The organism is Bradyrhizobium sp. WSM4872, assembly GCF_055811715.1.
The window spans coordinates 624,650-637,851 of sequence record NZ_JBVVPT010000001.1 but is presented as its reverse complement, the minus strand read 5'-3'; the positions used below and the strand labels follow the sequence as shown (position 1 = coordinate 637,851).

Below are 13,202 nucleotides of genomic sequence, written 5' to 3'. Positions count from 1 at the left end.
AGCCGCCGGAGGCGGTGGCGCGCAAGCGCCAGCCTTGAGGCCGGCCGATCGCCGGGCTACTTCAACACAGTTGCTCCTCGGGGAGCGATGCACTATTGCCCCCGTCGCCCCGCCGATCGCTGATGCGCGCGCCCGGTTGGGCCGCCACATCACCGCGAGGCTTGACGCACAGACCCCGGGCGTCAGGACCACACGACTTCTCCGTCCGCGGACGGTCCCGCCAAAATCGTCGAGGGCTTGCGTGTGCTCACCCCCGATGATCGACGAGCCCGCTCTCCAGCGCCGTGTCGTACGCGTCGAGTGAGGACTCACGGTTGCCCGCCCTGTCATCACGCCGCCCGCGCCGTCGCTGCCGCGTCCATCGCCACCCGGCCCGCATGTCGTGACGGTCGCGAACGCCCCTTTGGCAGGGCCAGGATGGCGCGTGTATGCCACAAATCCGAAATTCGGAAAAGTGAAATGTTTTTCTGCGGCGGGCTTGACGAGGTGTTTTGCCCGACGCCTCGCGGGTGCAGGCCTCTTGCGGCGAGAGGACTTGGGGCAAGCCCGGGGCCTCCTCGTGATTGCGAGCGCAGCGAAGCAATCAGAATCTTTCTGCGGCGGCAGTCTGGATTGCTTCGCTGCGCTCGCAATGACTCCGTGGACACAGCGTGCGCTATCCTTCCATCTCGTGTCCCGGACGCAGGCTGCTCGTTGGAGCGCCGGCGCGTCCCCCGAGTTGCCCGCTCCGCTTACGTCAGATAATCCGGCGTGAAATCCGCGAGCGCGCGGAGCTCGTCGGGTTGCAATAGCTCGATCTCGCTTCCCTCCCAAGCAATCAATCGGCGCCCTCTCAGCTCCTGGATGGTGCGATTGACGTGGACGATCGACAGTCCGCACGCATCGGCGACATGCCGCTGCGTCATCGGCATCTGGAAACGACCGCTCTTGACGAGGCCCACGACCTCCAGCCTTGCGGCGAGCTCGCAGATCAGATGCGCCACCTTTGGCAGCGCCGCCTGTGCGCCGAGGCGCGCAATCCATTGTCGCGAGATCGCCGCATCGATCAGCGTCTCGCGCCAGAACGCACGGGTCAGGTGAATGGAGCCGTCGAGCAGCTGCTTGAGTTGGCTGTGTGCGACGTAGCCGACGATGGTGGGGCCAAGACCGACGAGGTCCGCATCCATCGGCGAGACCAGCAGCGTGTGCAGGCACGGCATGTCGCCGGGAACGTGGAAGGCGAGGATCTGGCTGCGATCGCCGACGATGCGGGCCTGGTAGAGGAAGCCGCTGACGACGAAAACGCAACGAGAGGCATCTTCACCCTGGCGCAGCAGGATCTCGCCGTCGGAGACCTGGCGCAACGTGGACGGCAGACCCGCGATCTGGCGGCGTTCGTCTTCGGAGAGGCCTTCAATCGCCTGGAGATGTGCGATGAACTTCGGGTGCGGCATGGAGAGGAGGAGGTGTTTCAGTCGTCACGCGGCATCGCCGGCTCGAGCAGGCGTTGGGAGAGTTTTGCGATGGTCCAATCGGACACGGGAACCGCCTGGAACTCGCGGATGGCGCGCGCAAGCTCCTGATCCGACATCGGCCGCGCCGGCTCCTTCAACCTTCCATGCAGGAAGGCAGCGCGGATACTGTCCAGGTGCTCGCCCGAATCCGATGCGAACAGGTGGCGAATGCGTTTCAGGATCGTCGTAGGGCTCATGCGAATGGCGGGCGCAGTCCGCGATCGAGGGACGGGGAGTCGCGACCCAGCAATGTCGCAGACCGGTAGCAACCTGTGCTTCCGACTCGCGTTCTAGTCCGCTGTATGCGGGCCCGATGTATCATTTGATCGAACCGGCAGCATTTTTGGCGGGGCGCATGGAGCGTACACATGGAAAAAGCCCATGACGTGCTGATCCGGAACCTGGGCGAGCACACCGCGCTCGCACAGGAAGATGTCGCCGAAATTCGTGGGCTGACCTTTGTGCAGCGCGAGTTCGCGCCGAACGAGGATTTCATCCGTCAGGGTGACGAACCCGAGCATTCGGCGCTGGTCGTCTCCGGCATGATCGCGCGCTACCATCTGCTCGACAGCGGCCGGCGGCAATATCTCGCGTTCCATTTGTCCGGCGACCTGCCGGATTCCCAGGGCTTGTTCATCGACCAGATGGACCATGGCCTCTGCGCCCTCGGGCCCGCCTCGGTGGCCTTCATCCCGCATCGCGAATTGCTCAACGCGTTCCGTCGGCGGCCGACCTTCGCGCTCTCGGTCTGGCGCGAGACCCTGCTCGATGCCGCGATCTTTCGCGAGGCCATCACCAACAACAGCGCCCGGCCGATGCACACGCGCATGGCACACCTGTTCTGCGAGCTGTTCTATCGCGCGCGGGCCGCGCAACTCGTTCGCGGCAATCGCTGCCGCCTGCCGCTCAGCCTCGCACAGCTCGGCGAGACGCTGGGCATGGCGATCGCGACGGTGAACCGGACGCTCGCCGACCTCAGGCGGAGCGGGACCATGGACATGCGCGACGGCGAGCTGATCGTCCTGAAATGGCGCGAACTGCAGCGGCTCGGAGGCTTCAGTCCGACCTATCTGCACTTGAAGCGCCAATCGCCGCCGCATGCGTGAGACCTTAAAGCTAACCGTCCGCGGCCGTGCGTCCCATCACCTCGTCAAAATGCTTCTTCACCCAGTCGTTGCAGGAGCAGGCTCTCGATTCGAGCGCCGGCGCATCCAGGATCAGGATGGCGCCACGGCGTGTCGCGAGGATCCGTCTGGCCTTGAACATCTGGATGACGCGGCTGGCATAGCTGCGGGAGACGCCGAGCATGCCGGCGAGCTGCTCGTGGGTGAGGGGGACCTCGGGGCCGCCGACATGCTCCTGCGCGGAGATGATCCACTTGGCGGCGCGCTGCTCGATCGAATGTGCGGCGTTGCAGGCCGCGGTCTGGAGCAGCTGTGCGAGCCGGCAGTCGGCGTAGCGCGAGAAGACCTGCTGGAGCGTGACCGACCTCTGCTGGGCCTGCTCGAGCCCCCGTAGCGGCAGCCGCATCAGGGTGCCGCCCAGCTTCACGACGATGCGCGAATAGGCCAGCGAGGCGCTGCGGCCGGCGGCAATGCCCACCGCGCCCTCGCGCCCGACGAGCAGGCTTTCGACCTCGCGATCGTCCTCGACCGGCACGGCGAACGACACGAGCGTGGAGCGGCAGGGAAAATGCACCGCCGCGACCTCGTCGCCGGCGTGATACAGGATGTGGCCCGCCTCGAGTTCGAGCGGCTGGAGATGCGGCGCGAGCAGTTCGAAATCGGAGTGGCTGAGCTGCTGGAGAAGATCGTTCTGGGGCCGACCGGTCACATGTCTTGCTCTGGCCGGGAATCGGCACCGGCCAGAACCCTACGTTTCCGTGACGGAGCCGACGGTTCCAAAGTGCACACAAGGCGTTTCTCAGCCGTTGAAAAAGTGGCCTCCGGCTTGCGGAATTCCGGAAAGTTTTGCCGAGGCGCATGGCCCGCGAGGCAAATGGCGCAGCCGAAACGAGCGGCCTTCAACCTTACGAGCTCTGTGCAGGAGTGCACACAGCAGGGGCGCGGACCGGCGTAGCATCCTCGTCGCGGAGCGCCGCAGCCCGTGCACTCTGCCCGACGGACCGCCGGCCCATATCTCAAATGCCGCCGGGCCGGCGAGCGCGAGGGCGGCCAGGATGTTCATCACCCGAAGTTCATTACCCGAAGCGTGCTTCGCAATCGTGCGCGGGCCGGCTTTTCTCCGCGTGAGCGCGATAGGCATCGATCGCCCTGTTGGCGAGCATCAGTTGCCGGCGTTCACCGGTCCTGAGCTGGGCCTCAATGGCGTCGAGCAGGACGTTCGCCGTCTCGTCCGGAGAGCCGAGCTCTCCGCTCTGCTCCAGGAAGCTCCAGGCGATGAAGAATGCGTTCTCGACGGTGCAGCGAATGGACATGGCTGCCAACGCGGCGCGGCCGTTGCCGTTCCGCGCGACAGACGAATGCCGTGAATTAGCGCGCGTGCCCGCGTTACTTCAGCGAGCTGCTGATCGATGTGAACTTCTTGTTCAGCGTCGCGCCGAGATTGTTGACGACGGCGATGATCGCGAGCGCGATGCCTGCGGCGATCAGGCCGTACTCGATCGCTGTGGCGCCGGACTCGTCGGCGAGGAAGCGGCGAATGGTCTGCATGGTCTTGTCGGGATTCCAAAAAGAGAACCGGCGAGGACCATAATCCGCACAGAGCGGGTTCCCCAATTTGGAACACCGGCTTGCGTCAATTTCGCGTTAATCGCAGCCGGCGGAGAGATACCGAGCCAGCCGCCTCGTTCTGCTCGCGCATTCTAGTTCTTGAGCACGATGCGGCCGACGACCTTGCCGGCGCGAAGCTCGTCGATCCATGTCTGGACGTCGCCCATCGGCTCCTCGCGCATCGGCGTCGGCTTGATCTTGCCGGCTCGGGCGAGCGCCATCAGCTCGTGAGCCTCGGTGAGCGTGCCGACCATGAAGCCCTCGATGGTCATGCGCTTGTAGACCCATTGCACCATCGGCAACGTGAACTGGCCGCCCATCAGGCCGGAGACCACGATCTTGCCGCCGCGCGCGGCGACAGCGACCGCGAAAGCCATGGACTTCTCGTTGCCCGCGAAATCGACGATCTCGTCGAAGCCGCCATCAGTTTCCTTGAGGATGCGCTTGATCACGTCGGGCTCGGCCGGATCGTAGGCCACCGCCGCGCCGTTCTTGAGCGCGGTCTCGCGCGCCGCACCGCTGAGATCGGCGACCGTGATCGGCTGCTTGAACATGGCCGCCGCGAAGGAGAGGCCCATCATGCCAACGCCGCCGAGACCGATCAGCAGGAGGTTGCGCTGGCGCGGCCGGTCGACCAGGCGCTTGAGCGCGCCATAGGCGGTGACGCCGGAGCACATCAGCGTCGCGGCCTGGTTGACGGGCAGGGGATCGTAGTCGAGCAGATATTTCGCGTCGGGCACCAGCACGTGGGTGGCGAAGCCGCCGTCCATGGAGACGCCGAGAAAGCGCTGCCTGGCGCAGAGGTTCTCATCGCCATTGGCGCAGTCGCGACACTGGCCGCAACCGATCCACGGAAACACCGCTTTCTTGCTGCCGACGAGACCGGCGAACACGTCGGGGCCGACTTCGTCGACCACGCCTGCGATCTCGTGGCCGAGCGTGAAGGGCAGCGTCATGCCGCGCGTGGTATCGAGCTTCTTGCCGCCGCCGAGATCGGCGTAGCCGTCCTGGATGTGCAGATCGGAGTGGCAGAGGCCGCAGCGCTCGATCCGCACCAGCACCTCGCGTCCTTGCGGCTTCGGCGTGTCGACGATGGTCTCGCACAGCGGCGCATCGAACTTGACGAGGGACTGCCGACGCATCAACGCCATATTTCTTCCTCCGAAATTATCTCTCTGTTTCGCTGCGTATATTGGCCAATTCACGGGCCATGGCAACAAAGCCGGAAATCGGAACGGTCTCGGCGCGCCGCGTCGCATCGACGCCCGCAGCTGCGGCGAGCCGCGCGGGATCGGCGCCCAGCGACTTCAGGCTTTGCCGCAGCATCTTGCGGCGCTGGCCGAAGGCGGCGGCGGCGACCTGTTCGAGCAGCTTGCGATCGCAGGCGAGAGGGTTTTCGCGCGGGATCAGTCGCACAACGGAAGACGTAACCTTCGGCGGCGGCACGAAGGCGGACGGCGCGATGTCGAACAGGATCTTGGTCTCGCAGCGCCAGTTGGCGAGCACGCCGAGCCGGCCGAAGGCCTCCTCGTCCTCGCGCGCCACGATGCGCTCGCCGACCTCGCGCTGGAACATCAGGACCATCATGTCGTACCAGGGCGGCCAGGGTTCGGTGGTGAGCCAGCCGACGAGGAGGTGGGTCGCGATATTGTAGGGCAGGTTCGCGACGATCTTTGCTGTTTCGCCCGATAGCAGCGGGCGCGGGTCGAAGCTCATGGCGTCGCCATGCACGATTTCGAGACGGCCGGGATAGCGCGCGGAAATTTCCTGCAAGGCAGGGATCGCGCGCTCGTCGTGCTCGATGGCGATGACGCGTCTGGCGCCGAGCGCGAGCAAGGCGCGCGTCAGCCCGCCCGGGCCGGGGCCGATCTCGATGATGGTGGAGTCCTCGAGCGGAGCCGCCGCACGCGCGATGCGCGCGGTGAGATTGAGGTCGAGGAGGAAGTTCTGGCCGAGCGATTTGCGCGCCGACAAAGCGTGCTGGCGAATGACCTCGCGAAGCGGCGGGAGGTCGTCGATCGCGCTCATCGGGTTTTCGCAGCCGCCATCCGGCTCGCAAGCCTCAACGCGGCGATCAGGCTTGCCGGATTGGCCTTGCCGGTGCCGGCGATGTCGAAGGCGGTGCCGTGGTCGGGCGAGGTGCGGATGAGGGGCAGGCCGAGCGTGACGTTGACCGCGTCGTCGAAGGCCACCGTCTTGATCGGGATCAGCGCCTGGTCGTGGTACATGCAGACGGCGCAGTCATAGCTGTTTCGCGCGGCTTCGTGAAACATTGTGTCGGCGGGGAGCGGTCCCTTCGCCTCGATGCCGTCGTTGCGCAACGTCTTGATCGCCGGCGCGATCACGGTCTGCTCCTCGTGGCCGAGCGAGCCGTCCTCGCCCGCATGCGGATTGAGGCCGGAAATCGCGATGCGCGGATTGGCGCAGCCGAAGCGCGATTTGAGTTCGGTCGCGACGATGCGCACGGTCGAGACGATCAGCTCGCTGGTGAGCTGGGCCAGCGCATCGCGCAAGGAGACATGGATGGTCACGGGCACCACGGCGAGCCGCGGCGACCACAGCATCATCACCGGCTGCGGCACGCGGCCGTCCTCCGCGGCGAGCTCGGCGAGGAATTCGGTATGGCCGGGATGGCGGAAGCCGGCGCGATAGAGCACGCTCTTGGCGATCGGATTGGTGACGACGGCGCCGGCGCGGCCCTCGCGGACATCAGTGACCGCCTGGCGGATCGAGGCGAGGGCGGCCGGCGCGCTCGATGCGTCGGGCTTGCCGGGCTCGGCGCTCGCGGGCTCGCCGGTCGCAACCACGGGCAGAGCCTCGGGGAAGGCGGCCCCGGCCTCGCCGGCGCTCACGGAGGCGATCGTGACGTCGGCGCCGAGCGCCTTGACGCGGCGGGCGATCAGCGCCTCATCGCCGAGCAGATAGAAGGCGGGCAGGTCCAGTTCGCGGCGCTTCAGCCAGGCTGCGATGGTGATGTCGGGGCCGATGCCGGCAGGCTCTCCCAGCGTCAGGGCGAGGGGCTTGGCAGGCTGCTGGGCCATCAGCGGTTGCGATACTCGATCATCGCCGCCTTGCGGAGCTCCTCGAGATAGGTCTTCTGGGTCTTCTCGTACTTCTCCTGATACATCTTCTCGCGGACCTCGCGCTTCTTCGGCGTGTCGATCATGGTCGGCTTGCGCGAACACAGCACCACCATCTCGATGCCGGCCTTGGTCATCTCGGGCGCGGTCAGGTGGCCGATCGGCGTGTCGTCGAGGACCTTGCGCAGCGCCTCGGGCAATTCCGCGGTGGTCTTGGTGACGGTGTCGCGTATGGTGGCGTTCGGCGTCGAGCGGAACAACGAATTGGCTTCTTCGCAGCTTCCGACACGCGCGCGATATTGCTCGGCTTCCTTATGCCGCGTCTCCAGGAACGCCTGCGACGAGCCGCGCGGCACGATCAGCACGATCGGCTGCATCTTGTATTCGGTGCCCTCGATCTGCAGCTTGTCGCCGGTCTGGGCCTGCACGGCCTGCGCGACGTCCTTCTCACCGACCAACAGCTTCTCCTTGAAGCGGCCGCGCACAAGGCTGGTCCAGACCATCTCGGCCTTCATGCGGCTCTTCAGGGTTTCGGGGCGGACGCCCTTGACCTCGAGCGACTTGGTGAGCTGGTCCGGCGAGATGCGCATGCGCTGCGCCATGCCCTCGTAGGACTGGTTGATGTCGGAGACGCCGGGGTCGACACCGTATTTCTTGCCTTCCTTCATCTTCACCCGGTCGTCGATCAGCTCGTTGATGACCTCCTGACGGGCCGGTGTCTTCTGCGTCGTCAGCTGGTCGAGCTTGGAGCGCTGCTCGATGTCGAAGTCGGTGATGGGATCGCCGTTGACCATCACGACGATGTTCTGCGCACGCGACGGCGTGCCGACCAGGAGCAGGGCGGTGAGGACGAGGAAGAGGCGGAAGACAGGCAATGGGATCGTCATATTTGTCGCTCGCATGTCAGCCGCGGTGAACCTGCGATCGGGAACACGCGGCCGGCACTTTCAAACCGTTCACTGGAGTCCGCCGCCGGAACTGCTGGTGGTCGCTGTGTTCGCCAGCGTGCGCAGGCCGATCTGGAACATGATCGCATGATTCAGCACGGGCGGCGCCGAGCCTGCGGAATAGCTATACCCAGTTACATAGTTCAAGCCGAGCACAAAACAATCGTCGACGTAGCCGGCACCGAGCACATACTGGTTGATCTTGTTGGCCTCCAGGTCCCAGCGCGCCGAGCCCGTGACCACCCAATTGGCCGCGACCTTGATCGAGCCCGACGTCAGGATGCCCTCGCGGCGGGTCAGATAGCCGAGTTCCGGCTGCGCCGCGTAATTGCCGTACAGCATGCTGACGGACCATCGGTTGAAGTTGGCGCGGCCTTCCGCCTCGAAGCGCTGGATATTCCAGGTCTGCTCGTCCATGCGCGAGCGAACGCTGAACGTATAGGTGCTGTTGGGCGAATAGGCGGCGCTCGCCACATAGTCGGAGCGCGGCCTTTGCAGGCCGGAATCCACGCCGGTGTTGATGGAGTCCTGGACCGCGAAGGAGTTCATGCCGAACAGCTGGTAGGACTGGCCGAACAGCACCTTGACGGCGCCACCCTTGTCGAACTGTGTGGTGGACTGCACGCCGACATTGGCGCGGCCGCCGCCCTCGACGCGGTCGTAGCCGGAGAACTTGTCGACGCTGAACAGGTTCGAGGCGTCGAACACCATGCTCTGCGCGTCCTCGTTCGGGAGCTTGCCGGCATAGGTCTCGTTCGGCCGAATGATGATCTGCGCGATCGGCTCGATGGTGGTCGAACCCCAGGGCTGAACGTTGATGAAGGGGTAGCGGTATTCGAGGCCCACGGTCGGCATCAGGCGGAACGCCTGGGTGTCGCCGACAGGAAGATAGTTCGACACGCCCGGCTGGTTGGAGACCGAGGAGTTGATCGCATCGGCCCGGAGAATGGCGAACGGGGTCCAGATTTCACCGAACGGATCGGTGAAGGACTTGCGCCACTGCGCTTCGGCCGTCAGGCGGGTGTAGGTGCCCGGGAAGCCGCGCAGCAGGCACTGCGACGGCGTGCGCGCGAGCGGATCGGCCGACGCCGTCGTGCACAGGCTATTGGTGTTGGCGAGCGTCGTGATCGGGTCGAACACCGCGGTGTCACGCGACAGGTTCACGAAATTGGTCTTGTAGCTGAACTCGCCGCCGAACACCGGATAGTTCAGCACGTTCGAATAGTCGATCACGGGATAGACAACCGGCACCTGGCTCTGGTTGCCCGAGTAACTCAGCCAGTACATCGTGCGCGCGTCGAAGAAGCTGCGATTGCCGACACCGGTCAGGTAAAGTTGCGAGAGTGCATCCGTCGGCAGATACAGGAACGAGCCCAGCGGATCGCGATATTGCGACAATCGATAGTCCGAGAAGAAATAGTAGTCGGACATCAGGACGCCGTCCCAACCCCAGACCCATTTGTCGTTCAGCGCGAACTGACCCTTGGTGTCGACGGCGCCGCGGAACTGCTTGTCGCCGGGCTGGCCGGCGAGCGCGCTCCGATCGAGCTGGTCGATGCCGTAGACGCGGATCTGATAGGCGCCGTCCATCAGGCGCTGGCGGAATTCGGCCTGGAACAGCACGCCCTGCTTGGACGTGATGCGCGGGTTGAAGGTCGCGTCCATGTCGGGCGCGATCGCCCAGTAGAACGGAACCTCGACGCCGTAGCCGAACGGCGTGTTCGACGTGAAGCCCGGCATCAGGAAGCCGGTCTTGCGCTTCACCGTCGGGTCGGGCGTCGAGAAATAGGGCATATAAGCGATCGGCACGCCGAAGAACTCGAGCTGCGCTGTCTCGAAATACAGCATCTTCTCCTGCTGGTCGTGGATGATGCGCGCACCCTTGACCTGCCATAGCGGCGGCTTCTTCGGATCGTCCTTGCACGGCGCGCAGGCCGTGTAGACGCCGTTCTCGAACACCGTGTAGTTGCCGCTGGAGCGATCGGAGCGGCTCGCCGCCATGCGGGTCTGGTCGGCCGTGTCGACGCGCAGCGAATCGACGAAACCGTCACGGTAGTCGTCGGAAAGGTCCAGGATCTCCGCATAGGTGATCTTGCCGTCGGCATCCGTCATGCGGATGTTGCCTTCGGCATGGAGCCGCTTGGTCTTCTGGTCGTAGATGACCTTGTCGGCTTCGACGCTGGTGCCGTTGTAGAACAGCTGGACGTTACCGACCGCGGAGACGCGCGAATTGTTGTAGTCGTAGTCGACCTCGGTCGCCTGAACCAGCATCTGGTTGTCGTTGACGGCCTTCGGTGGCTTCGCACGCGGCGGCAACGGATTGTAGGTGAAGCTCTGGGCGGAGGCCGGCGCCACGGCGGCGACGTCCATCAGGCCGCCGAGCGATGCCACGGCGGCGACAGCAAGCAGGAACCTGCGAACGGACAAGCCACACCCGTTCGCGCGCACCAATGTGCGCCGCGTCAAACGAGACACGGGCCCTCGGTGGACGGCCGTCACTATCCGTCCTCCTGATACAGCAAGGCCAAAAAGCCGGTGAGGCCGCCCACCACCACGGGCAACCACGCCGCAGCGATCGGATGCATCAACTCAGCCTTGCTCAAATCTTCAGTCACTTTCGACAGAACGTAGAGCAGAAAGCCTGCGCCCACGCCACTCAAAACCATCTTCTGCACGCCGCCCATCCGGAAGAAGCGCAACGACACGGAGGCCGCGAGCATCACCATGGCCGCAAGCAAAAACGGCTGCGCCAGAAGCTTCTGATACTGGAGTCGGTATCCGGCTGTCGCGAAGCCCGAGCTTTCGGACGAGCGGATGTAGCTCGGTAGTTGCCAAAAGGACACAGTCTCGGGTGTGGAAAAGCTGTTGCGGACCTGCGCCTCGGTCAGCGTCGTCGGAATCTCCAGGCTGGCCTGATCGACCGGCGGCGAATCCAGCGAGAAGCGGCGAACGCCCTTGAACAGCCAACGGCCGGCCTCGAGCGTCGCCTCGCGCGCCTCGACTCGTTCCTTGAAGTGCTGCTCTGTGTCAAACCGGAACAGCGTGAGCCCCGTGAGCCGGACGCCCTGCTGTTCGCTCCGCGCCGCGTTGATGATGGTCTGGCCGTCATTGGTGACCTGATTGAGCCAGAAGCCGGAGGCGTCCTGAATTCCGCCGCCGGGCGCCGAGCCGAACAGCTCGGCTTCCATGCGCTTGGACAGCTCGCGCAGATTGGCCGACATCGGATTGTAGGCGACGGTGGCGATCACGCCGATCAGGAGCGCGCTGCCGAGCGCTGGCGAGATGAATTGCCATGCGGAGACACCGGCGGCGCGCGCGACCACGAGCTCGAGCCGGCGGGAGAGGGCGAGATAGCAGGTCATGGCGCCGATCAGCATGCAGAACGGCGTCAGCTTCTCCAGGAGCTGCGGCACCCGGAACAGCGAGGTCTCGGCCACCATGACCGCGGAGGCGGATGCGAGCCCTGAGGTCTTGCGCACCATCTCGATGTAATCGACCAGCACCAGCAGCAGGAAAATGCTGGCGAACACGCCGAGCGCCGCGACCACGAAACGGCCGGCGAAATAGCGCCCGAGTGTGTTGGTGAGCATGCTCATGCGGTGGCCGGCCGTCCGAACAGCCGCGCGATGCGTGCGTTCGACCTGTTGATGGCCTCCATGAGGCGCGGCGGCGGTTCGACCACGAGGCCGCCAATGATGATCGCCAGCCCGATGCCGATGGCACCAATGACCATCGCATATTGGACCAGCACCGCGCCCGGCGATTTCACCGCCATCACCGAGCAGGCAAAGCCGGCCATGCGCAGGCCGAACACGGCGAGAATCGATGAGCCGATCGAGAAGTTGCGGCTCTGGCGCGTGGTGCGAGGCGCACCCAGAAACGCGAAGGTCAGCACGGCAAAGGCGAAGGGATAGATCGGCGCCAGCAGGCTGTCATGCAGGGCCGAGCGGAACTGGCCGGGAATCTGCTTGTAGACGGGATCGTCCTCGGACGGCGAGAGCAGCTCCCAGAGATAACGCTCGCGGATTCCGAGGGTGACGTCGCGGCCCTGGCCCGAGAACTTCGACATGTCGAAGCCGTAGCGGCCGAACGCCACCAGCGCGGGATCGCGCTTGCCGGCCTCGAAGCGCTGGAGATTGCCGGTCTCCAGCACCAGGAACGATCCGTTGTCGTTCTTCACGACTTCGCCATGCTCGGCGACGATCGAGACCCGCTCGTTCGGATCGCGGCGGTCGTCGATGAAGATGCCGGCGAGGATGCCGCCGGGCTGGCGTTCGCGAATCCGGATCGTCAGGTTCTTGTCGAGCTGGGCGAAGCGGCCGGGCTGCAGGATGTTGGTGAGCACGTCGGCGGTGATTTCGGCGTCCCACTGCTTGATCCGCCGCATGCCGTCGGGAGCGAGATAGGCCGCGATGAAGGCGACCAGCAGCGCCACCACGCAGGTGGCGTAGAAGAACGGATAGAACAGCCGGAACGGCGAGAAGCCGGCGGCATTCATCACGATGATCTCGGAATCGGTCGCGAGCTTGTTCAGGGTGTGCGAGATCGCGATCATCAGCGCGATCGGCGAGATGATCAGGACCAGCGCGGGCACGACGAGGCTGGTGATGCCGAGGAAGGTCAGGATGGTCTGACCCTGGCTCGTCATCAGGTCGATGCCGCGCAACGCCTGCGTAATCCAGATCACGCCCGTGAGGCTGACCAGGACCAGCGCAAACGACGCGAGCGTCGTGCGGAAGATATACCTATCGATTGACCCCATGCGCTACCGCACGAATCCCACCAAGTCCCCAATTCCGGCCGGAATTCCGGCTGTCCAACCAATCCCCGCAAGGGGATCCCCAAGGTCGGCCAGCCATCTCATCCGCCGGCTTACTCTCTCAGTACCATCCCTTTGATCCGTCAACAAAATGGCTGCCCCGTGGCACCCTCAATATATGGTTAATATTT

13 protein-coding genes are annotated in these 13,202 nt (G+C 64.9%); 1 reads left to right on the top strand and 12 read right to left on the bottom strand.

The annotated features are described in order from the left end of the window. Positions 1-731 precede the first annotated feature (731 nt). Together AC0L3C_RS03150 and AC0L3C_RS03145 are read right to left on the bottom strand one after the other, a co-directional pair. Entirely contained in the window at positions 732-1,433 is a 702-nt protein-coding gene (locus tag AC0L3C_RS03150; protein ID WP_473257194.1) for a Crp/Fnr family transcriptional regulator, read from the bottom strand. A gap of 17 nt (positions 1,434-1,450) precedes the next feature. Further along, the gene (locus AC0L3C_RS03145) at positions 1,451-1,690 is read right to left on the bottom strand and encodes a hypothetical protein (protein WP_473257192.1); all 240 of its coding nucleotides are present in this window, start codon (positions 1,688-1,690) and stop codon (positions 1,451-1,453) included. Between the two features lie 171 nt (positions 1,691-1,861). On the opposite strand from AC0L3C_RS03145, the gene AC0L3C_RS03140 reads away from it, so the two are divergent. Continuing rightward, the gene (locus AC0L3C_RS03140; protein WP_473407096.1) at positions 1,862-2,599 is read left to right on the top strand and encodes a Crp/Fnr family transcriptional regulator; all 738 of its coding nucleotides are present in this window, start codon (positions 1,862-1,864) and stop codon (positions 2,597-2,599) included. Between the two features lie 10 nt (positions 2,600-2,609). On the opposite strand, the gene AC0L3C_RS03135 is transcribed toward AC0L3C_RS03140, so the two are convergent. The 10 genes from AC0L3C_RS03135 to lptF all read right to left on the bottom strand — a co-directional run bounded on the left by AC0L3C_RS03135 (position 2,610) and on the right by lptF (position 13,014). Beyond that, entirely contained in the window at positions 2,610-3,326 is a 717-nt protein-coding gene (locus AC0L3C_RS03135) for a Crp/Fnr family transcriptional regulator (RefSeq protein WP_473257187.1), read from the bottom strand. Positions 3,327-3,693: 367 nt separating this feature from the next. Then, complete coding sequence (locus AC0L3C_RS03130; RefSeq protein WP_007609339.1) at positions 3,694-3,930, bottom strand: hypothetical protein; 237 nt, start codon at positions 3,928-3,930, stop codon at positions 3,694-3,696. A 73-nt stretch (positions 3,931-4,003) separates the two neighbouring features. Beyond that, positions 4,004-4,165 (bottom strand): Flp family type IVb pilin, encoded by a 162-nt coding sequence (locus tag AC0L3C_RS03125; RefSeq protein WP_007609340.1) that lies wholly within the window; start codon positions 4,163-4,165, stop codon positions 4,004-4,006. A 152-nt stretch (positions 4,166-4,317) separates the two neighbouring features. Continuing rightward, positions 4,318-5,376 carry an alcohol dehydrogenase gene (locus AC0L3C_RS03120; protein ID WP_473407095.1) on the bottom strand — a complete coding sequence of 353 codons (1,059 nt, stop codon included), beginning with the start codon at positions 5,374-5,376 and terminating at the stop codon, positions 4,318-4,320. A gap of 16 nt (positions 5,377-5,392) precedes the next feature. After that, the gene (rsmA, locus tag AC0L3C_RS03115) at positions 5,393-6,253 is read right to left on the bottom strand and encodes a 16S rRNA (adenine(1518)-N(6)/adenine(1519)-N(6))-dimethyltransferase RsmA (protein WP_473407094.1); all 861 of its coding nucleotides are present in this window, start codon (positions 6,251-6,253) and stop codon (positions 5,393-5,395) included. After that, entirely contained in the window at positions 6,250-7,266 is a 1,017-nt protein-coding gene (gene pdxA / locus AC0L3C_RS03110) for a 4-hydroxythreonine-4-phosphate dehydrogenase PdxA (protein ID WP_473407093.1), read from the bottom strand. Before pdxA ends, rsmA begins: the two co-directional genes overlap by 4 nt. Further along, entirely contained in the window at positions 7,266-8,192 is a 927-nt protein-coding gene (locus AC0L3C_RS03105; RefSeq protein WP_473257179.1) for a peptidylprolyl isomerase, read from the bottom strand. The genes pdxA and AC0L3C_RS03105 overlap by 1 nt, the downstream gene beginning before the upstream one ends. Before the next feature lie 69 nt (positions 8,193-8,261). Beyond that, positions 8,262-10,751: an LPS-assembly protein LptD gene (locus AC0L3C_RS03100; RefSeq protein ID WP_473257176.1), complete on the bottom strand. Its 2,490-nt coding sequence runs from the start codon at positions 10,749-10,751 to the stop codon at positions 8,262-8,264. Continuing rightward, positions 10,751-11,848 (bottom strand): LPS export ABC transporter permease LptG, encoded by a 1,098-nt coding sequence (lptG, locus tag AC0L3C_RS03095; protein WP_027569681.1) that lies wholly within the window; start codon positions 11,846-11,848, stop codon positions 10,751-10,753. Before lptG ends, AC0L3C_RS03100 begins: the two co-directional genes overlap by 1 nt. Further along, on the bottom strand, positions 11,845-13,014 hold the full coding sequence (lptF, locus tag AC0L3C_RS03090) for an LPS export ABC transporter permease LptF (RefSeq protein ID WP_007609351.1): 1,170 nt from the start codon (positions 13,012-13,014) through the stop codon (positions 11,845-11,847). Before lptF ends, lptG begins: the two co-directional genes overlap by 4 nt. Between the last annotated feature and the right edge of the window lie 188 nt (positions 13,015-13,202).